Source organism: Brevundimonas sp. NIBR11, assembly GCF_027912535.1.
Taxonomy (GTDB): Bacteria; Pseudomonadota; Alphaproteobacteria; order Caulobacterales; family Caulobacteraceae; genus Brevundimonas.
The window spans coordinates 2,448,826-2,473,835 of record NZ_CP115465.1; the positions used below are offsets into that span (position 1 = coordinate 2,448,826).

Here is a 25,010-nt window from a genome sequence, read left to right on the forward strand (position 1 = left end):
TGTCTACGGCTGATGACATGGCGCCCCAGCGGCGCCATATTCAGTTTCGAGGCGGCGGTCCTTCCCGGATTACCGACTTGTATGGATATGGCCACGCTGCGGCCTCGTCTCTACGGCACAGCTTCTTTATCACCTTCGGTTACGGTGTGGCTTGCGACCTCTTGCGGAACCCGAAGTTCGATCTGATCTAGTTACTGTTACCAATTCAACCGTCCTCTCCGACGAAACGAACGCAACGATGTCCTCGACCTTCCCCGCCGCCTCCTCGCCCGTCACCCGCGCCCCCGTCTCGGCGGCACGCGCCCGCACCATCGCCGGTTATCGCAACCTGGCGCTCTGGACCCTGCAGGGCTGGGCCGCGATGTTCTTCTTCGCCGCCGGCTACGCCAAGCTGACCGAGTCGACGGACAATCTGATCGCCCTGATGAACTGGCCGGCTCTGGTCAGCGAGGATCTGGTGCGCGGCGTCGGCATTGTTGAGGTCGTGCTCGCGCTCGGCCTGCTGGCCCCGCTGATCTCGTGGAAGCTGGGTCGCTGGCCCCTGCTGGTCTCGGCCGCCGGCCTGGTCGCGCTGGAAGCGATCATGCTGACCGTCCACATGGTCGGCATGGACATCGGCCTGGCCCTGACCAACGCGGTCCTGCTGGCCATCACGATCCCGGTTCTACTGGGCCGTCGCTGACGCCGGCGCGCCGACACCGGTCGGAGCAGAACTTCACCCGATCCCAGTCGCGGGCCCACTTCGCCCGCCAAGAAAACGGTTTGCCGCAGGAGACGCACGTCTTCTCCGGCAGATCGCGCTTGGCCGTGCCCGCGTCGTTCACATGCTTCTTCGCCATAGGCCTTGAAAGCTTCCCTTTACGTCCGCGTCAAGTTTGGGCTATGTCGAGCTCATGGCGACCGCCGACGATCATCGCACCTATTCGATCCGCCAGCTCTGTCGGGAGTTCGGGGCGACCGCGCGCGCCCTTCGCTTCTATGAGGACAAGGGTCTTCTGACCCCGGCCCGCAAGGGCCAGACGCGCGTGTATGACGCCCGCGACCGCGCTCGGCTCAAGCTGATCCTGCGCGGCCGCCGCATCGGCTTCACCCTGACCGAGATCCAGGAGATGCTGGATCTGTACGACCGCAACGACGGCAACACCCATCAGATGGCCATCGCCCTGCGCCGCCACCGCGCGCAGATCGAGGCCCTCAAGCAGCAGCGCGAGGACCTCGACGCCGCCATCGAGATGGCCGAGGAGGCCTGCGCGGCGATGGAGTCGCGCCTGACTGAACAGCGCCCCGACCTTCTGCCCGGCGCCGAGGAGTATGCCTCGGTGCTGCGCGAACACCTCGACAACCACGCCCATCATCCGTTCAAGCTGAGAGCCTGACCCATGGCCTACAAGGCGCCCGTCCGCGACCTGACCTTCATCCTGAACGAAGTTCTGGAGATCGACCGCTATACGAACCAGCCGGGCTTCGAGGACATCTCCTCGGACCTGGTCGGTCAGATCCTGGAAGAAGGCGCCAAGTTCGCCGAAGAAGTCATCGCCCCGATCAACCACTCGGGCGACAAGGAAGGCTGCCACTGGGCCGAGGGCGGCGTCGTCACCGGTCCCAAGGGCTGGAAGGAAGCCTACAAGGCCATGGTCGAGGCCGGTTGGCCCGCGTTGTCGGCTGATCCGGCCTACGGCGGCCAGGGCATGCCCGCCGTCGTCGGCATGGCGTTCGGCCAGTTCACCGCCGGCGCCTCGGCCGCCTTCTCCATGTACCCGGGTCTGACGGCGGGCGCCTACGCCGGCATCCATGCCAACGCGTCGGACGAGCTGAAGACGAAGTACCTGCCCAAGATGGCCACCGGCGAATGGGGCGGGACCATGAACCTGACCGAACCCCAGTGCGGCACGGACCTCGGCATGGTTCGCACCAAGGCCGTGCCGCAGGGCGACGGGACCTACAAGATCACCGGCCAGAAGATCTGGATCTCGGCCGGCGAGCACGACTTCACCGACAACATCATCCACACCGTCCTGGCCCGCGTCGAAGGCGCCCCGGCCGGCATCAAGGGCCTCAGCCTGTTCCTGGTGCCCAAATTCCTGATCAACGAGGACGGGTCGCCTGGCGAGCGCAACGCGCTGCTGTGCACCGGCCTCGAGCACAAGATGGGCATCCACGGCAACGCCACCTGCGTCATGCAGTATGACGGCGCCACCGGCTGGCTGATCGGCGAGGAAGGCCGGGGCATGAACAATATGTTCGTGGTCATGAACGAGGCGCGCCTGGGGACGGGCCTGCAGGGCCTGGCCATCGGCGCCGCCGCCTATCAGGCCGCGCTGGAGTTCGCCCACGACCGCATCCAGGGCCGCAGCCTGACCGGACCGAAGAACCCGGACGGCCCCGCCGATTCCATCATGGTCCACCCCGACGTCCGCCGCATGCTGCTGGAGGCCAAGGCCTTCGTCGAAGGCGGCCAGGCCTTCATTCTGTGGACCGCGCTTCAGGCCGATCTGGAGAAGTCCGCCGACGAGGCCACGGCGCAGAAGGCCAAGGACTACATGGGCCTGATCACGCCGGTGCTGAAGGCCTACCTGACCGACAAGGGCTTCCACGTCGCGTCGCTGGGCATGCAGGTCCACGGCGGCTCGGGCTACACCGAGCATTTTCAGGCCTCGCAATATCTGCGCGACGCCCGGATCACCATGATCTACGAGGGCACCAACGGCATCCAGGCGCTTGATCTCGTGGGCCGCAAGCTGCCGTCGCAGGGCGGCCGCGCCATCATGAGCTGGTTCGCCGACATCGACGCCTTCGTGGCCGATAACGGCGCCGAGGGTCCGGTGAAGCCCTTCGTCGATGGTCTGGCCGACGCCAAGAAGAAGCTGCAGGAGGCCACCATGTGGCTGATGCAGAACGGCATGGCCAATCCGGACAACGCAGCCGCGGCCTCGACCGACTATCTGCACCTGTTCGGCCTGACGGCCCTGGCCTACCTCTGGGCCCAGATGGCCAAGGCCGCCCAGGCCAAGATCGACGCCGGTTCGACCGATCCCTTCTACGTCACCAAGATGCAGACCGGCCGCTACTTCGTCGAACGCATCCTGCCCGACGCCGAAGCCCATCTGAAAAAGCTGAAGACCGGCGCCGAGGTCCTGATGCAGATGCCGGCCGAGGCGTTCTGACACTGCACTGACCTCTCCCTCCCCCTCGGGGGAGGGTGGTCGAAGCGAAGCGGAGACCGGGTGGGGACGGCCAGGCAAGGCCCCACCGACCGTCGCCACGTCACCTTGCCGCCCCCACCCGGCCGCTGCGCGGCCACCCTCCCCCGCAGGGGGAGGGAGATGATCGAGCGAAGCCCATGAACGTCATCGACACCCCCTCCCCCGACTTCATGCTCGAGGAAGAGATCACCCTCTTCTCCGACAGCGTCGGCAAATGGATCGACGAGCACGCGCCGCCGGAAGCGGTCCAGAGCTGGATCGCCAACTCCACCGTTCCGCGCGAGCTGTGGAATCAGGCCGGCGAAGCCGGCCTGCTGGGCCTCTCCATGCCCGAGGAGGACGGCGGCATGGGCGGCGACTATCGCCACGAGGTCGTGCTGATGCGTCAGCTCGGCTGGAAGGGCGCGGACCATTTCGGCATCTCGCTGCACAACGCCATCGTCGCTCCCTATATCTGGCACTATGGCACCGAGGAGCAGAAGAAGCGCTGGCTGCCGCGTCTGGCCACCGGCGAACTGGTCGGCGCCATCGCCATGACCGAACCGGGCGCCGGCTCCGACCTGCAGGGAGTGAAGACCACCGCCGTCAAGTCCGGCAACGGCTATGTGGTGAACGGGTCCAAGACCTTCATCACCAACGGCCAGCTGGCCAACTTCATCATCGTCGTCGCCAAGACCGACCCGTCGCAGGGCTCGAAGGGCACGTCCCTGATCGTGGTCGAGACTGACGGCGCGGAAGGCTTCGAGCGCGGCCGCAACCTCCACAAGATCGGCATGGAGGGCAACGACACCTCCGAGCTCTTCTTCAACGATGTCCACGTCCCGGCCGACAACGTCATCGGCGGCGAGGAAGGCCGCGGCTTCATCCAACTGATGCAGCAGCTGCCCCAGGAGCGACTGAACATCGCCGTCCAGGGCATCGCCGCCGCCGAGCGTGGGCTCAAGGAAACCCTCGAATACGTCAAGGGCAGGAAGGCCTTCGGCAAGTCCATCCTGGAGTTCCAGAACACCCAGTTCAAACTGGCCGAGGTCAAGACCAAGCTGACCGTCGCCCGCGTCTTCGTCGACCACTGCATCGGCCTACACCTGAAGGGGCAGCTCGACGCCACAACCGCCTCCATGGCCAAATACTGGGTCACCGACATCCAGGGCGAGGTGCTGGACGAGATGCTCCAGCTGCATGGCGGCTACGGGTACATGAACGAGTACCCGATCGCCCAGCTGTACAAGGACGCCCGCGTCCAGCGCATCTATGGCGGCACCAACGAGATCATGAAGGTGCTGATCGCGCGCAGCCTGTAAGACGGCGGCATGCGCAAGACAGCCAACCAGAGACTGGCGGAACGCGAAGCCCGCGCCCGGCAGGAACTGCTCGACGGCCTGTTCGATCCCTGGATCGGACAGGCGGGCAAGACGGACAGGCCGAACCGCCTCGACCTGGTCGATCCAAGGGAGGCGGACGACGTCGCCCTCGCGCTCAAGGCCGAAATCGTCGGTCCCTTCGCCGAGATGACACGCGAGACCCAGAACCGCATCCGCGCCGCTCTGACCAGTCTCGCCGCCTCGGACGGGACCGAGTTTCGGGAATACTGGCTCGACCTGCGCGCCCCGTTCGGGACCACGGAACAGGACGCCGACGCCATCTTCCCCGTCGTCGCCCGGACCTTCGGCGTCAAACTGCCGGATCCCTCCTAGGTCGTCCCCCCCCTCAAACGACGGTTGGTCGTTCGTTAAGGCTGTCGGCGCACACTTGCCGTCTCTTCAAGAGAGGCGGCGATGCTTTCCAGACGTCTCATCCTCGGCGGCGGCGCGGCCTTGGCGGCCACGGGGTGCGACCGCGCGGTCGACGCCCAGACGCGCGCGACCCAGCGCGTCGAACTGGCCGTCGATCACATTGGCCAGGAGGCGATGATGGCCGTCCCCACGGCCGCCTCCATGATCCTGCACTACTACGGCGACCCCCGTCCGCCGCGCGAGCTGAAGTCCCTAGCCGCCGGCAAGACCTATGACGAGGCCCTGCCGTTCAACGACTTCACGGTCACCCTCTACGACGACCTGCTGCGCGGCATGGACCGGCTGGGCTATGGCTGGACCGAGCGCCGCTACCCCGCGACGGCTCAGGGGCTGGATCAGGGCCTGCGCGCCATCACCGAATCCCTCGCGGACGGCCGGCCTGTGCTCGCCGACGTCAGCGTGCCCGAGGGCCATGCCTTCGTCATCCGGGGCTTCGACGCCGGATCCCGGGAACTCCACATCGTCGACCCCAAGGCCCCGGCGCCCGGTCGCTTCACCCTGACCTACCCCGCCTTCGGCGAGGTCTGGAACGAGAGCGCCTACGGCCGCTCGGGTCGGTATCTGATCCTGACCCGTCCCCGAACGGCATAATCCGGTCTAAGGAGGCAAGATGATCCGCCTTCACGTCCCCCAGCCTCTGTCCGCCGGCGCGGCGATCGCGCCCACGCTCGACCAGTCCCGCTATCTCACCCAGGTCATGCGGTTGAAGGCCGGCGACCCTCTCCTCGTGTTCAACGGCGAGGACGGCGAGTGGCGCGTCACGGTCGCCGAGGTGCTCAAGAAGGGCGTCGTCCTGCGCGCCGAGGCACAGGTGCGGGCCCAGGCCCACGGTCCCGACCTCGAGCTGATCGTCGCCGTTGTGAAGAAGGCCCGCGTCGAGACCATCGTCGAGAAGGCCGCCGAACTCGGCGCGGCCCGCGTCCGCCTCGTCATCACCCAGCGCACCAACGCCGACCGCATCCGCCTCGATCGCCTCGACGCCATCGCCGAGGAGGCCGCCGAACAGACCGGCCGCATGGACGTGCCGCCCGTTGACGACCCAATCAAGCTCGACGCGATCCTGGACGTCTGGGACGCGTCCCGTCGCCTGATGTTCTGCGACGAGACCGGGGGCGCCCCGGTCGCCTCGGCCGTCACCGAATCCGGCTCCTGGGCCATCCTGATCGGTCCCGAAGGCGGCTTCTCACCGGAAGAACGCGAGCGGTTGCGGGCCCTGCCCTTCACCACTGCCGTGTCGCTGGGCCCCCGCATCCTGCGCGCCGACACCGCCGCCATCGCCGCCATGACGCTGTGGCAGGCCGCCGTCGGCGACTGGGAACGCTAGTGCCGTTGTAGCGCGTCGCCGAAAGGGTCTCGGACACACCGCAGGCCTTGATGTCGATCCAGCCCTCGGCTCGCATCGCCGCGCGCACGGCATTGTCGCCGAATGCCGCTCCCTTGCCCCTGCCATGGACGATCCAGACCGGCGATGGCGCGAGAGCCGCCACGGCCTCCATTGCGTCTGGCTCTGTGACGCAGGCAACGCCCTGCGCAGCTCCATCCGCCTCGACGCTGACGATTCCCGCCAGAGCGCCCTTCAACTCCAGCCCCTCCAGCATTCCGAACAGCCAGACCGCCTGATCCCGCGCCAACCCCATCTTCTCCGCCAGGGTCGGCCGGGGCTTCTCCAGGTTCGTCTTCCGCTTCAGCGCCTATCCGGCCCCGAGGCCCAGCCGGAACGGCCCCTGCTCCGCCTGTCCGACCAGGTCGCCGCCATCGACCGTCAGCCCCCGCATCGACCCGCGCGGGATCGTCAGACCCAGCGGCCGGCGCAGGATGATCCCCTCCGCCTCCAGCAGCGCCTTGGCCGTCCCAGACCGGCCTGCGTAACTCGCCTCGACGAACGCTCCGCGACGCATCGCTCACCCCCTTGAGACCTGCGTCAATGTCGCCCATCTAGCGGCCACGGGCCAGACGCCCGATGGGGCCCCCATGACTGATCAGACGCCGCTTTCCTTCGACGACCTGGTCGGCGTCATGTCCAAGGGCATCAAGCCGAAGTCCGATTGGCGCGTCGGGGCCGAGCACGAGAAATTCGGTTTCGACAAATCCACCCTGCGCCGCCCGACCTATGAGGGCCCCAACGGCATCCTGGCCATGCTGACGGGCCTGCAGCGCTTCGGCTGGTCGCCGGTCGAGGAGGCCGGCCACGTCATCGCCCTGGAGCGCAAGAACAGCGAGGGTTTCACCGCCTCCATCTCGCTCGAACCCGGCGGCCAGTTCGAACTCTCCGGCGCCCCGCTCCACACCATCCACGACATCTGCTCCGAGACCGGCCAGCACCTGATGGAGGTGAAGATGGTGGCCGATGAGCTCAACCTCGGCTTCCTCGGCGCCGGCTTCGATCCGAAATGGCGGCGCGAAGACATCCCCGTCATGCCCAAGGGCCGCTACGACATTATGCGGTCCTATATGCCCAAGAGGGGCGGGCTCGGCCTCGACATGATGCTGCGCACCTGCACCATCCAGGCCAATCTGGACTTCGATTCCGAAGCCGACATGGTGTCGAAGTTCCGCACCAGTCTCGCGCTTCAGCCCATCGGCACCGCGCTATTCGCCTGTAGTCCGTTCACGGAAGGCAGGCCCAACGGCTTCCTGTCCGCCCGCGCCAATGTCTGGACCGACACCGATCCCGACCGCACCGGCATGCTGAACTTCGTTTTCCAGGACGGCTTCGGCTTCGAGACCTACGCCAACTATGCGCTCGACGTTCCGATGTATTTCGCCAAGCGAGGCGAGCGGTACATCGACGCCTCGGGCCAGTCGTTCCGCGATTTCCTGGACGGCCGGCTGCCCGCCCTGCCCGGCGAGCGGCCGACGCTGAAGGACTGGGGCGATCACCTGACCACCCTGTTCCCCGAGGTCCGTCTGAAACAGTACCTCGAGATGCGCGGCTCGGACGGCGGCCCCTGGAGCCGCATCTGCGCCCTGCCCGCCCTGTGGACCGGCATCTTCTACGACGCACCCTCGCTGGCCGCCGCCTGGGACCTCTGCAAGGACTGGGACATCGAGGACCACGAGCGGCTGCGTCGCGACGTGACCAGGCTGGGCCTCCGCGCGGAGGTCGCCGGCCGATCCGTCCGCGACATCGCCGTCGACATGGTCGCCATCGCCAAACAGGGGCTGAAGAACCGCGCCCGCTTCTCGGGCGGCATGGTGGACGAGCGCGGCTATTTGGCCGAACTGGAAGACATCGCTGACAGCGGGATCACTCCGGCCGAGCGAATGCTCGACCTCTACCACGGCGAGTGGAAGGGCGACGTCGACCGCATCTATCGCGACTTCGCCTACTGACAGCAAAAAGCCCGCCGGAATCCGGCGGGCCTTCAATGTCTCGCGTCGAGTTCGGCCTAGTTCTTGGCCTGCTCCGCGCCCGAGGTCACGGCGTTGCCGGCGGCCGAGACGTCGCGGCCGACGCCCGACACGGTGTTGCAGGCCGAAACGGCCAGAGCGGCGGCGACCAAGGATAGGGTGATGATCTTTTTCATGGTGAAGCTCCAACGGTGAAGCTCCGAAAACGCCAAGCGTCACTGCAGGTTCCATGGTCAAGCGCGCCGGCGATCTGCTAGGTCGTCGGCATGACCCAGCCCGCCGGAACCGCCGCCCGCCGCCTCGTCGAAACCCTCGCGATCAACGGCGTGACCCGCGTCTTCTGCGTGCCGGGCGAGAGCTATCTGGCCGTGCTGGACGCCCTGGTCGACCATCCGGAAATAAAGGTCATCACCTGCCGCCACGAGGCCGGCGCCGCCAACATGGCCGAGGCCTACGGCAAGATGACCGGCAGGCCCGGCGTCTGCATGGTCACGCGCGGACCGGGCGCGACCCATGCTTCCATCGGGGTGCACACGGCGCGTCAGGACTCCACGCCGATGATCCTGTTCGTCGGCCAGATCGCCCTGACCGACCGGGGCCGCGGCGCCTTCCAGGAGGTGGACTACCGCGAGGTCTTCGGCGGCCTCGCCAAATGGGCCACCGAACTTGAGAGCCCCGACCGCACCGTCGAGATCGTCGAACGCGCCTTCGCCACGGCCCAACAGGGTCGCATGGGTCCGGTCGTCATCGCCCTGCCCGAAGACATCCTGCATGAACCCGGCGGCCCCGCACCGCAGCCCACCCCAATAATTCCTGCTCGCGCGGGTCTGGACCCGGCGTTTCTCGAGGAGCTGCAGGATTGGCTTGCGAAGGCTGAACGCCCCCTGCTGGTGCTTGGCGGCTCCGGCTGGACCGAGGAGGCCGCCGCCGCCATCGGCGACTGGTCCGAGCGTCTGGGCCTGCCCGTCGCCCTGTCGTTCCGCCGAAAGGACATCCTGTCCAATGACCGCTCGAACTATGCGGGCGACCTCGGCCTCGGCTGCAATCCCGAGCTGATGAAGCGGGCCAAAGACGCCGACCTCCTGATCGCTCTCGGCGCCCGGCTCGGCGAGAACCCGACCCAGGGCTACACCCTGTTCACCCGCGACGAGACGGCCCACAAGCTGGTCCACATCCACCCCGGCCCGGAGGAGTTGGGTCGGGTCTGGAGGCCGCTGATCAGCGCCGTCGCCGACAACAGCCTCGCCGCCCTCGCCTTGTCGACGCTGGAGCCCGGCCGCACCTGGCATGACGCCGCCAAGGCCGCCCACGACCACTATCAGGCCTTCTCGACCCCCGTTTCGGTCACGGGCGCGGTCAACATGTCGGAGTGTATGGCCCACCTCGGCGAGGTGCTGCCGCCGACCGCCATCGTCACCAACGGTGCCGGCAACTTCGCCGCCTGGCTGCACCGCTTTTATCGTCACCGCGCCTGCCGCACCCAGCTGGCTCCGACTTCAGGCGCCATGGGCTACGGATACCCGGCCGCCATCGCCGCCAAGTCCCTACAGCCCGGGCGCGAGGTGATCTGCGTCGCCGGCGACGGCGACTTCATGATGACCGGTCAGGAACTGGCCACCGCCGTCCAGCACGGCATCAACACCATCGTCATCCTGGTCGACAACGGGACCTACGGCACCATTCGCATGCACCAGGAGGGTCATTATCCCCGCCGCGTCATCGCCACCGACCTGAAGAACCCGGACTTCGTCAAATACGCCGAAGCCTTCGGCGCCTTCGCCATCCGCTGCGAGACCACCGCCGACTTCCCAGCCGCGCTGCAGGCCGCCCGCGACGCCGCCAAGGATCGGCCCGCTCTGGTGCATCTGATCACCTCGGCCGAGGACATCGCGCCGAACCGCACGATCACGGGGCTGCGGAACAAATGACCTAGCGGGGCCAGGTCTCCTCGCTGGCCCCCAGCACCTCGCCCGCCAGGTACAGCGAACCGCAGATCACTACCCGACCGGCGCCCAGCCTGAGCGCGCGCTCCAGCGCCGCCTCGACGCTCTCGGCCGCCTGCGCCCCCAGCCCATGGCCGCGCGCCACCGCCGCCAGCGCCTCCGGCTCCGCCGCAGCACCTTCGAAGCCGACGGTGAAGACATGGGCGTCGCTGTCTCTCAGCGCCTCGAAGAACCCGCCGTGATCCTTGTTGGCCAGCATGCCGACGATCAGGGCCAGCGGCCTCGGCGCCTTCCTCTGACGCTCCGCCAAGGCCTCCGCCAGCGCTCGCCCGGCATGCGGATTGTGCCCACCGTCCAGCCACAGCTCGGCCTCCGCCGCGCGCGCCATCTCGCCATACTGACCGGTCGACAGCCGCTGCATCCGCGCCGGCCAGTTCGCCGCGGCCACCCCGCGCGCGATGGCCTCGACCGACAGACCCAGTTCCAGGGCCACGGCCGTCGCCAAGCCGGCGTTGGCCACCTGATGCTGCCCCGTCAGCGCCGGTGCCGGCAGGTCGAAGGCCTGTTCCTGATCCTGGAAGACCATGCCGCCACGCTCGTCCCAGGCGTCGAAATCCACCCCCATAACGGTCAGAGGAACGCCCGCCGCCGAAGCCCTGGCCGCGATCACCGCCATCGCCTCCTCCGATTGTCGCGCGATCAGCCCGCGCGCCCCGGCCTTGAGAATACCCGCCTTCTCGCCCGCGATCCCGGCCAGCTCGGTCCCCAGGAACTCGGCGTGGTCATGGTCCACCGGCGCGATGACGCTGAGCAGCGGCCGCTCGATGACGTTTGTCGCGTCCAGGGTCCCGCCCAGGCCCACCTCGATGATGGCGAGGTCCGCCGGCGTCTCGGCCATGGCCACGAAAGCGGCGGCCGTGGTGCTTTCGAACACCGTGGTCTCTACGCCCTTCACCGCCTCGATGCGGTCGAGGATGGCCGACAGCTTTTCATCGGAGATCAACTCCCCCGCCAGCCGGATCCGCTCGTTGAACCGCACCAGATGCGGCGAGGTGTAGACATGGACTTTCAGCCCCGCCGCCTCCGCCATCGCGCGGATGAAGGCGATGGTCGAGCCCTTGCCGTTGGTTCCGGCGACGTGAATCACCGGCGGCAGTCGGTCCTGCGGATTGCCCAGCACGGCGCACAGCGTCCGCATCCGGTCCAGCGACAGGTCGATCTTCTGCGGGTGGCGCAGACGCAGGCGTTCGGAGACGGGATCCATCGTCACTCCTTACCGACTTCCCGCGTCGATGTGATGGCTTACGGTTCGCCGGTGACCGCTCGATCCGTTCTTCGCACGCTGCTCGCCATCGCTTTCGCGACGGCCGGGGGGCTTCATCTGCTGTTTCCCGAACCCTTCGTCGACATCACACCCGACTGGGTTCCCATGGCGTTCGAAGTCGTGCGACTGACCGGCGTCGCAGAGATCGCCGGCGCCCTTGGACTGATGAGTCCCCGCACACGGCGTTGGGCCGCGATCGCGCTGGCGCTCTATTGCGTCTGCGTCTTCCCTGCCAACATCAACCATGCCGTCATCGACCTGGACAGGGTCCGCCCCCTGCTCGGCTGGGCCTATCACGGTCCGCGTCTGCTGCTTCAGCCGGTGATCGTCTGGGCCTGTCTCTGGGCCGGCAACGTCATCGCTTGGCCCTTTCGGCGGAGCGCCTAGGCCGCCAGACGCTTCCCGCCCATCAGCATCGACAGCAGCTTGCCCAGGGTCTCTGGCAGGTCGGCGCGAGCGACGACGCGGTCGACCATGCCCTTCTCCTGCAGGTACTCCGACCGCTGGAAGCCCGGCGGCAGCTTCTCGCGGATGGTGGTCTCGATCACGCGCGGTCCGGCGAAGCCGATCAGGGCGCCCGGCTCGGCCAGATGGATGTCGCCCAGCATGGCGTAGCTGGCCGTCACCCCGCCGGTCGTGGGATCGGTCAGGACCACCACGTAGGGCAGTTGCGCGTCTTTCAGCTCCTGCACCGCCAGGGTCGACCGCGCCATCTGCATCAGGCTTAGCGCGCCCTCCTGCATCCGGGCGCCGCCGGCGGCGGTGAAGCAGACCAGGGGCACGCCGCGCTCGATGGCGGCGCGGGCGGCGGCGATGAAGCCTTCACCGGCGGCCATGCCCAGCGACCCGCCCATGAAGGCGAAGTCCTGCACCACGACCACGGCCTCCGTCCCGGCGATCCGGCCGAAACCGATAGACATGGCGTCCTTCGATCCGGTCGCCTTGCGCGCCGCCGACAGGCGATCGCGATAGGACTTGCCGTCCGAGAATTTCAGCGGGTCCTCGACCACGTCGGGCGAAGCGATCGGCTCATATTGCCCGTTGTCGAAGGTGTATTTCAGCCGCTGGGTCGCATTGATGCGCATGTGCCGGCCGGACGGCGTCACCCACTGGGCGGCCTCCAGGTCGGACCGGTACAGCATCTCGCCCGAATCCGGGTCCTTGACCCACAGATTGTCCGGCGTGTCGCGCCTGCTGACGATCTTGCGGACGCCGGGCGCGAACCGGCTCAGCCAGCCGCCGCGCTTTTCCTGAGGGGCCTTGGGGGGATTCTTGTCAGCCATCGGCGTGCCTCTAGACGCTTTCCTTCACGCGCGCACCCCGCACCGCGTCGGCGAGCGCCTTGACCTTGGACAGAACGCGGGGGGCGGCCGGTTCGTTCGCGTCCAGAGCCGCCGCGACCTCGTCGACCAGAACAGAGCCGGCCACGACGGCGTCTGCGACGCGCGCGATCTCGGCGGCCCGCTCCGGCGTCTTGACCCCAAACCCGACCGCGACCGGCAGATTGGACGCCCTGCGCACCCGCTCGACGGCCGGAGCGACCGAGGCGGATTGCGCCTCCTTCACACCGGTCACGCCGGCGACCGAGACATAGTAGACGAAGCCTGATGTCCGCTGCGCAATCACTTCCAGACGGGCGTCGTCCGACGTTGGCGTCGCCAGCCGGATCAGCGACACCTGGGCCGCATCCAGCGCATCCGTCAGCGGATCGGCCTCCTCCGGCGGGCAATCCACGACGATGCAGCCGTCCACCCCCGCAGCCGCCGCATCGCGCGCGAAGGCTTCATAGCCATAGCTCTCGATCGGATTGAGATAGCCCATCAGGATCAGGGGGGTGTCCGCGTCGCTCGCCCGGAAGGCGGCGGCCAGATCGAGCGTGCCCTTCAGCGTCAGTCCGGCCTTCAGTCCGCGTAAAGCCGCCCGCTGGATCGGCGGCCCCTCGGCCATCGGGTCCGAGAAGGGGAAGCCCAGTTCGATGATGTCGGTCCCCGCGCCCGGCAGACCGCGCAGGATCTCCAGCGCGTCCTCACGTGAGGGGTCTCCGGCCATGACATAGGCCACGAACCCGGCCCGGCCCTCGGCCTTGAGTGCGGCGAAACGGGCGTCGATGCGGGCCGTGGTCACTGCGGCGCCGCCGGCGTGGTCGTGGGGGCGGCCTGAGCCGCGCAGACGTTGCCCGGAATGGCGGCCATGGCGAGATAGGCCGGGGCCGCGGGGGCGCTGATGTTGTCGTTTCCAGCGAAGGCCATGACCTGGAAGCCGTCGCAGCCGCCCTCGGCCCGACGCCGCACATAGATGACCCGGTTGTCCCCGCCGTCGGCGGCGATCCAGCCCTGGCGCGCGAAATCGGCGGTCAGGACATCGACCGTCGATTCGATCCCGGCCTGGGTGGTGGCAAGACAGGTCGCCCGGCTCGCCAGGGGCGGCCGCCCGCCGCACGTCGGATCCGCGGTCACGCCCTCGATCGTCGGCACCTCGACCTGCAGCGGCAGGGGCGCCGGGGTCACCGTCTGGATCAGGGCCGCGCCGATCAGGCTCGCAAACATCGTCATTCCTAAAGCTCCACGCCCAGATGCTTCGCCACGGCGAAGATGTCCTTGTCGCCCCGCCCGCACATATTGAGCACCACGTCGCCGCCCTTGCCGACCTCGTGAGCGATCTCGCCGATGCGCGCCAGGGCGTGGCTGGGCTCCAGGGCCGGGATGATCCCCTCCAGCTTCGAGCACAGCTGGAAGGCTTCGAGCGCCTCCGCATCCGTAGCCGTGCGATACTCAGCCCGACCGATGTCCTTCAGCCAGGCGTGCTCCGGCCCGATGCCCGGATAGTCGAGGCCGGCCGAGATCGAATGGCCTTCCACGATCTGCCCGTCGGCGTCCTGCAGCAGATAGGTGCGGTTGCCGTGCAGCACGCCCGGCCGACCGCCCTGGATCGAGGCCGCATGGTCCGGGCCGTCCAGCCCGCGTCCCGCCGCCTCGATCCCGATCATCCGAACGCCCGCATCGTCGATGAAGGGGTGGAACAGGCCGATGGCGTTCGATCCGCCGCCGATGGCCGCGACCACCGCGTCCGGCAGCTTTTCCTTGCGGGCGAGCATCTGGATGCGCGTCTCCTTGCCGATCACCGACTGGAAGTCGCGCACCATGGCCGGATAGGGGTGCGGCCCCGCCGCCGTGCCGATCAGATAGTAGGTGTCCTCGACGTTGGTGACCCAGTCACGCATCGCCTCGTTCATCGCGTCCTTCAGCGTGCCGCGGCCCGAGGTCACCGGCACCACTTCGGCGCCGAGCAGCTTCATGCGGAAGACGTTCGGCGACTGCCGCTCGACGTCCGTCGCGCCCATGTACACGACGCATTGCAGGCCGAAGCGGGCGCAGACGGTCGCCGTCGCCACCCCGTGCTGGCCAGCGCCTGTTTCGGCGATAATGCGCTTCTTGCCCATCCGCATGGCGACCAGGATCTGGCCCATGCAGTTGTTGATCTTGTGCGCGCCCGTGTGGTTCAGCTCGTCGCGCTTGAACCAGATGTCCGCCCCGCCGTGGTGCGCCGACAGCCGTTCGGCGTGATACAGCGGGCTCGGCCGCCCGACGTAGTGGGTCAGATAGTCGTCCAACTCGGCCTGGAAGCTCGGATCGGCCTTGGCCGCCTCGTAAGCGTCGTTCAGCTCCAGAACGAGCGGCATCAGGGTCTCGGCCACGAACCGCCCGCCGTAGGGACCGAAACGGCCCTCCGCGTCCGGCATGGAATAGGTATTGGGAAGGATGGCGTTCACAGGTCAGCTTTCACGCAGGCGTACGCCCGAAATACGGCCGGGCGGGTCGTTCAGACGACGGCCTTCAGAAAGGCCGCGATCCGGGCCGCGTCCTTAACACCCGGCGCGCTTTCGACGCCAGAGGACACGTCCAGCAGGGGCGCCCCCGAAATCCGCGCCGCCTCGGCCGCATTGTCCGGCGTCAGGCCGCCCGCCAGGAACCACGGCTTCCGGAATGTCCGCCCGGCCAGCATCGACCAGTCGAAGGACGCCCCCACCCCGCCGGGCAGGACCGATCCTTCCGGCGGTTTCGCGTCGAACATCAGATGCTCGACATGATCCTCCCAGTCCGCGACCGCCTCGAGATCCTCGGCTGTCCGCACCGACAGCACCTTGAAGATCCCCGCCCCGGTCAGGGTCCGCACTTGGTGCGCACGCGCCACCGTCTCGCGCCCATGCAACTGCACGAAGTCCGGTCTTAGATGCGCCCCGATCCGGCTCAGCAGATCGTCGTCCGCATCCACCGTCACCGCCACGATGCCCGCCCGTCCCCGCGCCCGCTCGAACATGGGCCGCGCGTCCTCAGGCGAGATGTTCCGGGGACTTTTGGCGAAGAAGACAGCGCCGACGAACGCCGCGCCGTGGTCCAGCGTCACGTCCAGCGTCTCGGGTGTCGTCAGGCCGCAGATCTTGGCGCGGGTCACTGGAAGATCGCCTCGATCTCCGCCGCCGTCGCCAGCCGCCAGTCCCCCGGCGCCAGGTCGTCCGGCAGAGCCAGTCCCCCCACCCGTTCGCGGTGCAGGGCCTCGACGTGGTTGCCCACGGCGGCGAACATCCGCCGCACCATGTGATAGCGGCCCTCGGTGACCGTCAGCCGAGCCTCGGTCGGCGACAGCGTCTCCAGCGACGCCGGCGCCAACGGCTTGTCCTCGCCCTCCAGCACCAGCCCGCCCGCCTCGAACAGCGGGCCCTCGGTCCCGACCAGCGGCCTTGCGAGCGTGGCCCGATAGACCTTGGCCACATGGCGCTTGGGCGAGATCACCCGGTGGAGCAGGTCGCCATCGTCGGTGAGCAGCAGCAGCCCCGACGTTTCCTTGTCCAGCCGCCCGATGGTCGAGATGGCCGGATCGCGCCGACGCCACCGTTCGGGCAAAACGTCATAGACCAGCGCCCCGTCCTCCTTGTGCGAACAGGTCATGCCCAGCGGCTTGTTCAGCATCAGCACCAGCCCCGCCGGCGGATCCAGCGGACGCCCGTCGATCCGCATCCGCTCGGTCAAGTCCGCCGTCACCCCGATCCGCTTGGACACATCGGTCAGATCGACGCCGTCCAGCACGATCCCTCCGACCTTGCCCAGCCGCGCGATCTCGCTCCGCGAGCCATAACCCATCGACCCCAGCAGCTTGTCGACCCGAGCCGTCGATGTCTTCACTTCACCGCCTCGAACAGCTTGTATCCGCCGCCGTCGCCCATCGGCGTGACCCGTTTGAAAGCGGTGTTCAGCTCGGCCTCATAGGGCAGGTGCCGGTTGGCCACGAGCCACAACGTCCCGCCCTTCTTCAGCATCTCGGCGGCCTTCCTGATGAAGGCTTGCCCCAGGCGCCGGTCCTCGGCGCCGCCGTCATGGAAGGGCGGGTTCGAGACGATGAAGTCGAGATCGCCCGCCGCTTCGATGGTTCGCACGTCGGCCCACTCGAACGACACACGCGCCTCCTCGACATTCTTGCGCGCCGCCTCGATCGCCCGGCGATCCAGATCGATCAGCCGCAGCGAGGTCACGGCTTCCGACTTCAGGACCACCGTCGCCAGCGCCCCGTAGCCGCACCCCAGATCGGCCCCCACGCCCTTCAGCATCGGCATATGCTCCGCCAGTTGCGCCGACCCGGCGTCGATCCGGTCCCAGGCGAACACGCCCGGCTGCGACCAGGCTTCCAGCCCCGGCACGACCTGCATCGCGCCGGCCGCGGTGGCGGCCTCCAGCCCCGTTTCGTTCCCGGTCTTGATCACCACGCAGCGGCGATGGTGCGCCTTGGCCGTCTCGCCGACCTCCAGTCCGAACGCCGTCAGCTCCTTTTTCAGCCGCGACCCGCCCCTGTCCTTGGGCGCCATGACGTCCAGCCGCCCGCCGACCTTCAGCGCCCGCAGCGCCTGCGCCAGCGTATAGCGCCGCTCCAGCACGCCAGGCGGCGCATAGACCATGGCGGCCTCGACCGACCCATCGGCCAGGCTTTCCAGCGCTGTCGAGCCGGGGATTTGCGGAGAGGTCTGGATCGCCGCGCCCGGCGGATCGAAGACCAGCGGCGGGCGGCCGTAAAGGATGGAGGTCAAGCGCGTTCCACGCACATCGCCACGCCCATGCCGCCGCCGATGCACAGGGTCGCCAGACCTTTCGTCAGACCCTCGCGCTTCAGCTCGTGCAGCAGGGTCGTCAGAATGCGCGCGCCCGAAGCTCCGATGGGGTGGCCGATGGCGATGGCGCCGCCGTTGACGTTCACCTTGGCGGGGTCCAGCCCCAGTTCCTTGAGCACGCACAGGCTCTGGGCGGCGAAAGCCTCGTTGGACTCGATGCGGTCCAGATCGGCGACGGTCCAGCCCGCCTTCTCCAGCGCCTTCTTCGAGGCCGGGATCGGCCCCGTGCCCATCACCGCCGGATCGACGCCCGCCGTGGCCCAGGACCGGATGGTCGCCAGCGGCTCCAGCCCGCGCGCCTTAGCCTCATCGGCCGACATCAGGACCAGCGCCGCCGCCCCGTCGTTGAGGCCCGAGGCATTGGCCGCCGTCACCGACCCGTCCTTGGTGAAGGCCGGACGCAGCTTCTCCATCGAGTCCAGGGTCGCGCCGTGGCGGATGTATTCGTCCTTGTCGACGGTCACGTCGCCCTTCTTGCCGGCGATCACCACCGGCACGATCTCTTCGTCGAACTTGCCGGCCTTCTGCGCCGCCTCGGCCTTGTGCTGGCTGGCCAGGGCGAAGGCGTCCTGCGCGGCGCGGCTGATCTCGAACCGGGTCGCGATGTTCTCGGCCGTCTGACCCATGTGATAGCCGTTGAAGGCATCCCACAAGCCGTCCTTGATCATGGTGTCGGTCAGGGAGATGTCGCCCATCTTCTGGCCGCCACGCAGGTACTGGGCGTGGGGCGCCAGGCTCATCGACTCCTGACCGCCGGCGACGATCACCTTGGCGTCGCCCAGAGCGATCTGCTGATAGCCGAGCGCCACGGCGCGCAGGCCCGAGCCGCAAATCTGGTTCAGACTCCAGGCCGGGGTCTCCTTGGGAATGCCTGCCCCCATCGAAGCCTGACGCGCCGGCCCCTGTCCGGCCGCCGCCTGCAGCACATGGCCCAGGATGACCTCGTCGACATCGGCCGGAGCCACGCCCGCCCGCTCCAGCGCCGCCTTGATGGCGATCTCACCCAGCTTCGAGGCAGGCAGGCTGCTGAGGCCGCCCAGGAAGGACCCAACGGGGGTGCGGGCGGCGGAGACGATGACGACATCAGTCATGAGGCGATCCTTGCTCGGGTCTCAACGGCGGGGAGCACCGTTAGGCCGCTGGAAACTTTGCGTGGCGTTTCTGCCGCATCCGAGCGCCTTCGTCACGTCCGCAGGTCCTGTTCAGCGGAAAGTCATCCCCGGTCGCCAGTATCGAGGGAACGACAGGCAGAAGAGCCGAGTTTGTGGGACCATGCTGAACACCCTGAAGCGCCACGCCCAACGAATTTGCACCCCGGATCAGATCGATCTGGAGGAGCACTATCAGTCGCCGGCGGAACACACGGCCGATCTGGTCGTCCACGTGGTGGGCCTGACCCTGGCCGCCGTCGGCGGTGTCGTCCTGGCCGTCCTCTCGGCCTTCTATGCCGGGTTCGGAGCCATCTTCGCCACGGCGATCTACGCGCTCTGCCTGATCGCCATGCTGACCTGTTCGACCATCTACAACCTGACCCGGCCCTGCGCGGCCCGTCCGGTGCTGCGTCGACTGGACGAGGCCGCCATCTTCCTGATGATCGCAGGCTCCTACACCCCCTTCACGACCCAGAGGTTCGAGGGTGGGTGGTCGATCGGTTTCACCCTGGTGGTCTGGTCCATCGCCTTCGCGGGCGTGGCGGCGAAACTGGTGGCGCCGCGCATCTCCGACGCCTTCTGGAGCGGAGTCTATGTCCTGTTCGGCTGGCTGGCGGTGCTGGCGCTCAAGCCCATGATCGACACCGTCCATCCGATCGCGCTCGGCCTTCTGGTTCTGGGCGGCCTAATCTACACCGCCGGCGTCTTCTTCTTCATCTCACCGAAGCTGAAGTACCGCCGCGCCATCTGGCATGGCTTCGTGGTGGCGGGCGCGGGGGTCCACTGGGCCGCCGTTCTCGTCGGGGTCGTGCTCGCTCCGAACATGGCCTGACACGAAAGCGTAACACCACTGGCGCCCGGCTTCGCAGTGCGGGATAACAACCGCATAGCAACAAGGACACTCCAGTGGCCGACACCCATACCCAGGGCGGAAAGACCAGGTCCGGCGAGCCGGTGGTCATCAAGAAATACGCGAACCGCAGGCTCTACAACACCTCAACCTCGACCTACGTCACCCTCGAGGACCTGGCCAAGATGGTGCGGGAGAACGTCGACTTCGTCGTCTTCGACGCCAAGACCAACGAGGAGCTGACCCGTCAGATCCTGACCCAGATCATCTTCGAGGAAGAGAGCCGCGGCCAGGCCCTTCTGCCCGTCCAGTTCCTGCGTCAGCTGATCGGCTTTTACGGCGGCCATATGGAAGGCGTCCTGCCGTCCTATCTGGAGATGTCGCTGGAAAACTTCTCACGCCAGCAGGAGCAGTTCCGCGACCAGATGACCAAGGTCATGGGCGCCAATCCGGCCGCCGGCATGATGGGAACGAGCTTCCTGGAGGCCGCCACCAAGCAGAACATGGCCATGTTCCAGAACGCCATGAAGATGTTCCCGGCCTTCGCCTACGGCCGCACCGACGGGGAAACCTCGGCGCACCCCGCCTCCCCGGCCCAGCCTGCGGCCGCCGCCGACCCGGCCCTGGACGAGATGCGTCGTCAGATGGACGAGATGCGCGCCCAGATCGATCGCCTCGCGGGCGCGCCCCCCGCCGCCGACAAGCCGTGACCAACGGCGTCCGCCCTGTCGGATCGGTCAGCGACCGACGCTCGGCCCAGCGCCGCGAGGCCGAACGCCGCGCCGGCTCCTCCAGCCGCGAACTGGTCCCGATCGGCAAGGTCGTCGATGAGGCCCCCGACCCGGCAAGCCCTGCCGCCTTGCCCCCTCCTGCCGATATCAACCCTGCCGATCCGGCGGCGGCCTTTGCGGCCCAGATGTATGGCCAGACGGGCCAGCGCAAAGGCCTGAAGGGCGGCCCGCCTGTCATGGATGCCGCCCGCGCCAGCTACCTCGGGGCCGAATATTCGGGCGAAAAGGACCGCCGTCCGCCCGCCGGACTGATCAAGAAGACGGAACTCTAGCGACAGGAGAATTCTGGCCCGGCCCTTGCAGCCGTTCAGGCGACTTTCCGTTTTTCGGACGCCGCCATGACCCTCGCCTTCGCCGCCAAAGCCTTTGACGTGATCGTCGTGTCCTTGATCTTCGCAGCCCTGATCTAGGGCCTGACCCGGAAAAGTGTGAGCGGTTTCCGCCAAGGTCAGGCCTCAGGAATCAGCTACCGCCGCCGAAGTCCAGGTCCTTGCGGGCCGAGATGATGGTCACGATGAACCCGGCCAGCACGTCCAGCATGACCATCGTCACGATCAGGAAGAAGGTCGAGGTCGCGAAGCCGCGGATCAGCAGGAACTCGACCAGGCAGACCACGAACAGGATCATCGACAGGGCGTGATTGACGATCGCGACCTTCTGGCTTGACGTCGATTTCAGCAGTTCGAAGAACAACAGGATCAGCGACAGGAACAGGATCAGGTCGCCGACCCCCACGTTCCAGCTGGCCCCCGACGTCATCGGGATCGAGAACATCGCCTGACGCAGGCTCTCGTCCGCCGCCGCCAGTCCGCCGCCGCCCAGACCGGACAGGACGACGATGTTGTACAAGACCACCGGAATGACCAGCAGGGGTATGGCGATCAGCATCGTCTGTCTCTCGCGTTGCAACGGCGCAGCTTGTCAACGACGGATACTCCCGTTCGCTCCATACGGCTACGGCTGTCGCTTTTTTGGGGCGCTACCGCTCGCCGCGCGGCGGCTCACTGCTTGAGCGCGGCTTATCAGCAGGACGCTAGAACTCGCTGATCGCCCCCGGCCGCCGAGACCGGGTCTTCAGCCACATCACGCCCAGAAGGTCCGAGAACGAATTCTTCAGCCGCCCCCAGTTGGTATACTTGGACTGCCCCGTCTCCCGATGCCGATGGCCGATGGGAAGATAGCGGTTCTCGTACCCCTCGCGGATCACCAGCGCCGGCAGATAGCGGTGCACATGATCGAAATAGGGTAGCCGCAGGAAGATGTCGCGGCGGAAGGCCTTCAGCCCGCACCCCGTATCGTCGGCGTCGTCGCCCAGCAGCCGCTTGCGGATGCGGTTGGCCCAGCGCGAAGCCCACAGCTTGGCCTGCGAATCCTGGCGCTTCTGGCGCACCCCGCCGACGAGGGCGACCTGAGGCGGCGCGGCGATCAGCATGTCAGCCAGCTTTGGCGCATCCTCCGGCGGGTTCTGCCCATCCCCGTCCAGGGTCACCACGATCGCGCCGCGCGCCGCCAGCACGCCCGTGCGCACCGCCCGGCTCTGGCCGGCGTTGGTCGTGTGCGCCAGCACCCGTAGCGTCGGCAGTTCGGCCATCACGGCCTTCAGCTCGACCAGGGTCGTGTCCTTCGACGCGTCGTCGACGAAGATCATCTCATAGGCTCGCCCGCCGAAGGCCGCCGCGATCTCGCGCGCCAGGGGCACGGCTGCGCCGGACTCATTGTGCACCGGCACGACGATGGAGATGTCTGGGGCTTCGACGCTCTGCATCCTCGCTCTCTAGCTCATATTTCGACCGGCTCGCAGCCCCGTTCATGTTCGTGTAGCTAGGACGGATGACGCGCCCGAACCTGGATCGCCACATCGCCGGCTGGCGCGGCCCTCTGCTGGCGGCGCTCGTCGCCCTCATCGCCGGCCTGCCCGGCCTTCTTCTCCTGCCGCCGCTGGACCGCGACGAAAGCCGCTACGCTCAGGCCACGTCTCAGATGCTGGAGAGCGGCGACTACGTCGACATCCGATTCCAGGACGACCCGCGCTGGAAGAAGCCCGTCGGCATCTACTGGATGCAGGCCGCGGCCGTGGGCCTGACGTCCAAAGTCGAGAACCGCGACATCGCCCCCTACCGCATTCCGTCCCTGATCGGCGCCATGCTGGCCGCATGGGCCTGCGCCTGGGCCGGAGCGGCCCTGTTCGGCGCGCGGGCGGGCTTCCTCGGCGGGGCCATGCTGGGCGCGACCTTCCTGCTCTCGTCCGAGGCCGGGATCGCCAAGACCGACGCCATGCTGTGCGGTTCGGTCACCCTGGCCATGGCCGGTCTGGCGCGGCTCTACATGGCGTCCCGCGTCGCCCCCCTGATCAAAGGCGACCCAACCCAGCGGCCTTGGAAGCTGATGTTCTGGATCGGTCTGGGTCTCTCCATCCTGATCAAGGGGCCCATCGGCCTCCTTGTCGTCGTTCCCGCCCTGATCATGCTCTGCCTCTGGGATCGCCAGTGGGCCTGGCTGAAGCGGCTGGGATGGGGCTGGGGTCTGCCCCTGCTGATCCTGATCGTCGGTCCCTGGGCCATCGCCGTCACCATCGCCACCGACGGCGGCTTCTGGCGCGAGGCCCTCGGCAACGACCTTGGGAACAAGGTCACCGGCGCGGACGAAAGCCACGGCGGCTTCATCGGCATGTACGCCGTGATCTCCCCCCTCCTCCTCTTCCCCGCCACCCTGATGCTGCCCGCCGCCCTCTCGACGGGCTGGAGCCGACGCGCCGAGCCCGCGATCCGCTTCCTCGTCTGCTGGTTGGTCCCCTGCTGGCTGATCTTCGAGCTCGCCCCGACCAAGCTGGCCCACTACACCCTTCCCACCTTCGGGGCGATCGCCCTTCTGATGGCCGCCGCACTGACCCAGCCGATCGGCAGGATCTCGCGCTGGGCCGGCGCGGGCCTGGCCGTCTTCGCCGCCGTCCTGATCAGCGGCATCACCGTCTACGGCCTGACCGCCTTCGGCACCTCGACGGCCCAGACCTGGGCCACGATCACCGTCGTCTGCGCCGCCATGGCCGCCCTGATCGGCGGGTTCCTGCTGCTCAATCGCGCGGCCGTCACCGGCGTCCTGATCGCGCTCGGCTTCGGCATCGTCGCCCACGCGGCCCTGGCCGGAACCATCCGCCAACTGCGCCCCCTCTCCATCGCCCCGCGTCTGGAGAAGATGCTGGAGAAGAACGGCCTGTCGCCTCGTCAGGGCCTGACCCCGGGCCCGGTCGCCATCACCACCTTCCATGAACCCAGCTTCGTCTTCGTCACCGGCCGCGACACCCAGCTGACCGACGCCGCCGGAGCCGCCCAGGCCCTCGTCGAAGGCCGTCCCGCCATCGTCGAGGCCGGAGACGACGAGGCCTTCCGTCAGGCCACGGCCGCGACGGGCGTTCCCGGCCGCGCCGTCGGCGTCGTCACCGGCCACAACTACTCCAGCGGCGACGACGTCCGCCTGACCGTCTACGCCCCGCCGGACGCCTCCACGCCGCCCGAGACGGAGCCACGCCGTTGAGCCCGCGCCCGATCCAGATCGTCGAAGTCGGCCCCCGCGACGGCCTGCAGAACGAGAAGGCGATCCTCGACCCCGCCACCCGCGCCGACCTGACCCTGCGCCTCGAACACGCCGGCGCCCGCCGCATCGAGGCCGTCAGCTTCGTCCATCCGAAACTGGTCCCCCAGATGGCCGGCGCCGAAGAGGTCATGGCCGCCCTGCCCCCGGCCGAGGGCCGCAGCCGCATCGGCCTCGTCCTCAACGCCAAGGGCTATGAGCGCGCCATCGCCACCCAGGTGAACGAGGTCAACGTCTCCGTCGCCGCCACCGACGGCTTTGGCCTGAAGAATCAGGGCCTCGACGTCGCGGGCCAGCAGGCCATGCTCCAGGAGATCGTCGGCCGCCGTCACAATGCCGCGCCCGGCGACGCCGCGCCCTCCCTCTCGGTCACCATCTCCTGCGTCTGGGGCTGCCCCTTCGACGGCGAGGTCTCCGTCGATCAAGTCGCCGACATCGTCGGTCGGATCGCCACTCTCGGCGTGCAGGAGATCGCTCTGGCCGACACCATCGGCGTCGGCGATCCCTGGAGCGTGACCAAAAAGGTCGAGGCCGCCCGGAAGGCCGCGCCGAACGCTGCCCTTCGCCTGCATTTCCACGACACCCGCAACTCCGGCGTCGCCAACGCCTATGCGGGCGTCGAGGCGGGGGTCGATATTCTCGACGCCTCCGTCGGCGGTATCGGCGGCTGCCCCTTCGCCCCCGGCGCCACTGGCAACGTCGCGACCGAGGATCTGGTCTACATGCTGGAGCGCGCCGGCTATTCCACCGGCTACGACCTCGACGCCCTGATCGAGACCGCCCGCTGGATCGGCGAAAAGATCGGCCGCCCTGCCCCCAGTGCTCTCAGCCGCGCCGGCGGCTGGCCGAAGATCTAGGG

General features: G+C 67.9%; 29 protein-coding genes. 15 read left to right on the forward strand and 14 right to left on the reverse strand.

Translation table 11 applies throughout. The features are described from left to right. Window positions 1–238: 238 nt before the first annotated feature. Entirely contained in the window at window positions 239–682 is a 444-nt protein-coding gene (locus O5O43_RS12390; protein WP_271084198.1) for a DoxX family protein, read from the forward strand. On the opposite strand, the gene O5O43_RS12395 is transcribed toward O5O43_RS12390, so the two are convergent. Further along, window positions 651–839, reverse strand: a complete 189-nt coding sequence (locus O5O43_RS12395) for a DUF2256 domain-containing protein (protein ID WP_271084199.1) — start codon at window positions 837–839, stop codon at window positions 651–653. The two genes, O5O43_RS12390 and O5O43_RS12395, sit on opposite strands and share 32 nt — an antisense overlap. A 54-nt stretch (window positions 840–893) precedes the next feature. On the opposite strand from O5O43_RS12395, the gene O5O43_RS12400 reads away from it, so the two are divergent. The 6 genes from O5O43_RS12400 (at window position 894) to O5O43_RS12425 (ending at window position 6,320) form a co-directional block, all read left to right on the forward strand. Beyond that, window positions 894–1,376 carry a MerR family DNA-binding transcriptional regulator gene (locus tag O5O43_RS12400; RefSeq protein WP_271084200.1) on the forward strand — a complete coding sequence of 161 codons (483 nt, stop codon included), beginning with the start codon at window positions 894–896 and terminating at the stop codon, window positions 1,374–1,376. A 3-nt stretch (window positions 1,377–1,379) separates the two neighbouring features. Continuing rightward, window positions 1,380–3,164 carry an acyl-CoA dehydrogenase C-terminal domain-containing protein gene (locus tag O5O43_RS12405; RefSeq protein ID WP_271084201.1) on the forward strand — a complete coding sequence of 595 codons (1,785 nt, stop codon included), beginning with the start codon at window positions 1,380–1,382 and terminating at the stop codon, window positions 3,162–3,164. Between the two features lie 176 nt (window positions 3,165–3,340). Continuing rightward, entirely contained in the window at window positions 3,341–4,504 is a 1,164-nt protein-coding gene (locus O5O43_RS12410) for an acyl-CoA dehydrogenase family protein (RefSeq protein WP_271084202.1), read from the forward strand. A gap of 9 nt (window positions 4,505–4,513) precedes the next feature. Next, a complete protein-coding gene (locus O5O43_RS12415) occupies window positions 4,514–4,897 on the forward strand; it encodes a hypothetical protein (protein ID WP_271084203.1) in 384 nt (127 codons plus the stop codon). Window positions 4,898–4,978: 81 nt separating this feature from the next. After that, complete coding sequence (locus O5O43_RS12420; protein WP_271084204.1) at window positions 4,979–5,587, forward strand: C39 family peptidase; 609 nt, start codon at window positions 4,979–4,981, stop codon at window positions 5,585–5,587. A gap of 19 nt (window positions 5,588–5,606) precedes the next feature. Then, window positions 5,607–6,320, forward strand: coding sequence for a 16S rRNA (uracil(1498)-N(3))-methyltransferase (locus tag O5O43_RS12425; RefSeq protein ID WP_271084205.1), 714 nt, complete (start codon window positions 5,607–5,609; stop codon window positions 6,318–6,320). Between the two features lie 367 nt (window positions 6,321–6,687). Here the strand turns inward: O5O43_RS12425 and O5O43_RS12430 are convergent, their stop codons facing one another. Beyond that, window positions 6,688–6,894, reverse strand: coding sequence for a hypothetical protein (locus O5O43_RS12430; protein WP_271084206.1), 207 nt, complete (start codon window positions 6,892–6,894; stop codon window positions 6,688–6,690). 73 nt (window positions 6,895–6,967) lie between these two features. Here O5O43_RS12430 and O5O43_RS12435 point away from each other — a divergent pair, with 73 nt between their 5' ends. Continuing rightward, window positions 6,968–8,329 (forward strand): glutamate--cysteine ligase, encoded by a 1,362-nt coding sequence (locus O5O43_RS12435; protein ID WP_271084207.1) that lies wholly within the window; start codon window positions 6,968–6,970, stop codon window positions 8,327–8,329. Between the two features lie 56 nt (window positions 8,330–8,385). Here O5O43_RS12435 and O5O43_RS12440 read toward each other — a convergent pair whose 3' ends face one another. After that, the gene (locus O5O43_RS12440; protein ID WP_271084208.1) at window positions 8,386–8,523 is read right to left on the reverse strand and encodes an entericidin A/B family lipoprotein; all 138 of its coding nucleotides are present in this window, start codon (window positions 8,521–8,523) and stop codon (window positions 8,386–8,388) included. A 90-nt stretch (window positions 8,524–8,613) separates the two neighbouring features. Here O5O43_RS12440 and O5O43_RS12445 point away from each other — a divergent pair, with 90 nt between their 5' ends. Further along, a complete protein-coding gene (locus tag O5O43_RS12445) occupies window positions 8,614–10,275 on the forward strand; it encodes a thiamine pyrophosphate-binding protein (RefSeq protein ID WP_271084209.1) in 1,662 nt (553 codons plus the stop codon). Window position 10,276: 1 nt separating this feature from the next. Here O5O43_RS12445 and O5O43_RS12450 read toward each other — a convergent pair whose 3' ends face one another. After that, a complete protein-coding gene (locus O5O43_RS12450; RefSeq protein WP_271084210.1) occupies window positions 10,277–11,554 on the reverse strand; it encodes a folylpolyglutamate synthase/dihydrofolate synthase family protein in 1,278 nt (425 codons plus the stop codon). Window positions 11,555–11,605: 51 nt separating this feature from the next. Here O5O43_RS12450 and O5O43_RS12455 point away from each other — a divergent pair, with 51 nt between their 5' ends. Then, the gene (locus tag O5O43_RS12455; RefSeq protein WP_271084211.1) at window positions 11,606–12,001 is read left to right on the forward strand and encodes a DoxX family protein; all 396 of its coding nucleotides are present in this window, start codon (window positions 11,606–11,608) and stop codon (window positions 11,999–12,001) included. Here the strand turns inward: O5O43_RS12455 and accD are convergent. The 8 genes from accD to O5O43_RS12495 are packed head-to-tail and all read right to left on the reverse strand — an operon-like array spanning window position 11,998 to window position 18,862. Then, window positions 11,998–12,897: an acetyl-CoA carboxylase, carboxyltransferase subunit beta gene (accD, locus tag O5O43_RS12460; RefSeq protein WP_271084212.1), complete on the reverse strand. Its 900-nt coding sequence runs from the start codon at window positions 12,895–12,897 to the stop codon at window positions 11,998–12,000. The two genes, O5O43_RS12455 and accD, sit on opposite strands and share 4 nt — an antisense overlap. A 10-nt stretch (window positions 12,898–12,907) precedes the next feature. Continuing rightward, a complete protein-coding gene (gene trpA / locus O5O43_RS12465) occupies window positions 12,908–13,738 on the reverse strand; it encodes a tryptophan synthase subunit alpha (protein WP_271084213.1) in 831 nt (276 codons plus the stop codon). Then, on the reverse strand, window positions 13,735–14,166 hold the full coding sequence (locus tag O5O43_RS12470) for a hypothetical protein (RefSeq protein ID WP_271084214.1): 432 nt from the start codon (window positions 14,164–14,166) through the stop codon (window positions 13,735–13,737). The genes trpA and O5O43_RS12470 overlap by 4 nt, the downstream gene beginning before the upstream one ends. Before the next feature lie 2 nt (window positions 14,167–14,168). Then, a complete protein-coding gene (gene trpB, locus O5O43_RS12475; protein WP_271084215.1) occupies window positions 14,169–15,383 on the reverse strand; it encodes a tryptophan synthase subunit beta in 1,215 nt (404 codons plus the stop codon). 50 nt (window positions 15,384–15,433) lie between these two features. Beyond that, window positions 15,434–16,066 (reverse strand): phosphoribosylanthranilate isomerase, encoded by a 633-nt coding sequence (locus tag O5O43_RS12480; RefSeq protein ID WP_271084216.1) that lies wholly within the window; start codon window positions 16,064–16,066, stop codon window positions 15,434–15,436. After that, window positions 16,063–16,752: a pseudouridine synthase gene (locus O5O43_RS12485; RefSeq protein ID WP_271086434.1), complete on the reverse strand. Its 690-nt coding sequence runs from the start codon at window positions 16,750–16,752 to the stop codon at window positions 16,063–16,065. Before O5O43_RS12485 ends, O5O43_RS12480 begins: the two co-directional genes overlap by 4 nt. A 38-nt stretch (window positions 16,753–16,790) precedes the next feature. Then, on the reverse strand, window positions 16,791–17,690 hold the full coding sequence (locus O5O43_RS12490; protein WP_271084217.1) for a class I SAM-dependent methyltransferase: 900 nt from the start codon (window positions 17,688–17,690) through the stop codon (window positions 16,791–16,793). Next, the gene (locus O5O43_RS12495) at window positions 17,687–18,862 is read right to left on the reverse strand and encodes an acetyl-CoA C-acetyltransferase (RefSeq protein ID WP_271084218.1); all 1,176 of its coding nucleotides are present in this window, start codon (window positions 18,860–18,862) and stop codon (window positions 17,687–17,689) included. The genes O5O43_RS12490 and O5O43_RS12495 overlap by 4 nt, the downstream gene beginning before the upstream one ends. 181 nt (window positions 18,863–19,043) lie before the next feature. On the opposite strand from O5O43_RS12495, the gene O5O43_RS12500 reads away from it, so the two are divergent. The 3 genes from O5O43_RS12500 to O5O43_RS12510 all read left to right on the forward strand — a co-directional run bounded on the left by O5O43_RS12500 (window position 19,044) and on the right by O5O43_RS12510 (window position 20,835). Then, on the forward strand, window positions 19,044–19,754 hold the full coding sequence (locus tag O5O43_RS12500) for a hemolysin III family protein (protein ID WP_271084219.1): 711 nt from the start codon (window positions 19,044–19,046) through the stop codon (window positions 19,752–19,754). A gap of 74 nt (window positions 19,755–19,828) precedes the next feature. Then, on the forward strand, window positions 19,829–20,482 hold the full coding sequence (gene phaR / locus O5O43_RS12505; RefSeq protein WP_271084220.1) for a polyhydroxyalkanoate synthesis repressor PhaR: 654 nt from the start codon (window positions 19,829–19,831) through the stop codon (window positions 20,480–20,482). After that, window positions 20,479–20,835, forward strand: coding sequence for a hypothetical protein (locus tag O5O43_RS12510; RefSeq protein WP_271084221.1), 357 nt, complete (start codon window positions 20,479–20,481; stop codon window positions 20,833–20,835). The genes phaR and O5O43_RS12510 overlap by 4 nt, the downstream gene beginning before the upstream one ends. Window positions 20,836–21,025: 190 nt before the next feature. Here O5O43_RS12510 and O5O43_RS12515 read toward each other — a convergent pair whose 3' ends face one another. Both O5O43_RS12515 and O5O43_RS12520 read right to left on the reverse strand, forming a co-directional pair. After that, window positions 21,026–21,451, reverse strand: coding sequence for a hypothetical protein (locus O5O43_RS12515; protein ID WP_271084222.1), 426 nt, complete (start codon window positions 21,449–21,451; stop codon window positions 21,026–21,028). 145 nt (window positions 21,452–21,596) lie between these two features. Continuing rightward, window positions 21,597–22,328 (reverse strand): glycosyltransferase family 2 protein, encoded by a 732-nt coding sequence (locus tag O5O43_RS12520; RefSeq protein WP_271084223.1) that lies wholly within the window; start codon window positions 22,326–22,328, stop codon window positions 21,597–21,599. Window positions 22,329–22,393: 65 nt separating this feature from the next. Here O5O43_RS12520 and O5O43_RS12525 point away from each other — a divergent pair, with 65 nt between their 5' ends. Beyond that, complete coding sequence (locus O5O43_RS12525) at window positions 22,394–24,094, forward strand: glycosyltransferase family 39 protein (protein ID WP_271084224.1); 1,701 nt, start codon at window positions 22,394–22,396, stop codon at window positions 24,092–24,094. Continuing rightward, window positions 24,091–25,008, forward strand: coding sequence for a hydroxymethylglutaryl-CoA lyase (locus O5O43_RS12530; protein WP_271084225.1), 918 nt, complete (start codon window positions 24,091–24,093; stop codon window positions 25,006–25,008). The genes O5O43_RS12525 and O5O43_RS12530 overlap by 4 nt, the downstream gene beginning before the upstream one ends. Window positions 25,009–25,010: the final 2 nt, after the last annotated feature.

What these genes read in the sequence shown, in the direction of transcription:
- O5O43_RS12435 (WP_271084207.1), top strand. Translation starts at nt 6,968, where the DNA reads ATGACTGATCAGACGCCGCTTTCCTTCGACGACCTGGTCGGCGTCATG.
- O5O43_RS12500 (WP_271084219.1), top strand. Translation starts at nt 19,044, where the DNA reads ATGCTGAACACCCTGAAGCGCCACGCCCAACGAATTTGCACCCCGGAT.
- O5O43_RS12390 (WP_271084198.1), top strand. Translation starts at nt 239, where the DNA reads ATGTCCTCGACCTTCCCCGCCGCCTCCTCGCCCGTCACCCGCGCCCCC.
- O5O43_RS12485 (WP_271086434.1), bottom strand. Translation starts at nt 16,752, where the DNA reads ATGGGTTATGGCTCGCGGAGCGAGATCGCGCGGCTGGGCAAGGTCGGA.
- O5O43_RS12395 (WP_271084199.1), bottom strand. Translation starts at nt 839, where the DNA reads ATGGCGAAGAAGCATGTGAACGACGCGGGCACGGCCAAGCGCGATCTG.
- O5O43_RS12440 (WP_271084208.1), bottom strand. Translation starts at nt 8,523, where the DNA reads ATGAAAAAGATCATCACCCTATCCTTGGTCGCCGCCGCTCTGGCCGTT.
- O5O43_RS12520 (WP_271084223.1), bottom strand. Translation starts at nt 22,328, where the DNA reads ATGCAGAGCGTCGAAGCCCCAGACATCTCCATCGTCGTGCCGGTGCAC.
- O5O43_RS12405 (WP_271084201.1), top strand. Translation starts at nt 1,380, where the DNA reads ATGGCCTACAAGGCGCCCGTCCGCGACCTGACCTTCATCCTGAACGAA.
- O5O43_RS12450 (WP_271084210.1), bottom strand. Translation starts at nt 11,554, where the DNA reads ATGGATCCCGTCTCCGAACGCCTGCGTCTGCGCCACCCGCAGAAGATC.
- O5O43_RS12410 (WP_271084202.1), top strand. Translation starts at nt 3,341, where the DNA reads ATGAACGTCATCGACACCCCCTCCCCCGACTTCATGCTCGAGGAAGAG.
- O5O43_RS12415 (WP_271084203.1), top strand. Translation starts at nt 4,514, where the DNA reads ATGCGCAAGACAGCCAACCAGAGACTGGCGGAACGCGAAGCCCGCGCC.
- O5O43_RS12515 (WP_271084222.1), bottom strand. Translation starts at nt 21,451, where the DNA reads ATGCTGATCGCCATACCCCTGCTGGTCATTCCGGTGGTCTTGTACAAC.
- O5O43_RS12425 (WP_271084205.1), top strand. Translation starts at nt 5,607, where the DNA reads ATGATCCGCCTTCACGTCCCCCAGCCTCTGTCCGCCGGCGCGGCGATC.
- O5O43_RS12470 (WP_271084214.1), bottom strand. Translation starts at nt 14,166, where the DNA reads ATGACGATGTTTGCGAGCCTGATCGGCGCGGCCCTGATCCAGACGGTG.
- O5O43_RS12430 (WP_271084206.1), bottom strand. Translation starts at nt 6,894, where the DNA reads ATGCGTCGCGGAGCGTTCGTCGAGGCGAGTTACGCAGGCCGGTCTGGG.
- O5O43_RS12400 (WP_271084200.1), top strand. Translation starts at nt 894, where the DNA reads ATGGCGACCGCCGACGATCATCGCACCTATTCGATCCGCCAGCTCTGT.
- O5O43_RS12445 (WP_271084209.1), top strand. Translation starts at nt 8,614, where the DNA reads ATGACCCAGCCCGCCGGAACCGCCGCCCGCCGCCTCGTCGAAACCCTC.
- accD (WP_271084212.1), bottom strand. Translation starts at nt 12,897, where the DNA reads ATGGCTGACAAGAATCCCCCCAAGGCCCCTCAGGAAAAGCGCGGCGGC.
- O5O43_RS12420 (WP_271084204.1), top strand. Translation starts at nt 4,979, where the DNA reads ATGCTTTCCAGACGTCTCATCCTCGGCGGCGGCGCGGCCTTGGCGGCC.
- O5O43_RS12525 (WP_271084224.1), top strand. Translation starts at nt 22,394, where the DNA reads ATGACGCGCCCGAACCTGGATCGCCACATCGCCGGCTGGCGCGGCCCT.
- O5O43_RS12495 (WP_271084218.1), bottom strand. Translation starts at nt 18,862, where the DNA reads ATGACTGATGTCGTCATCGTCTCCGCCGCCCGCACCCCCGTTGGGTCC.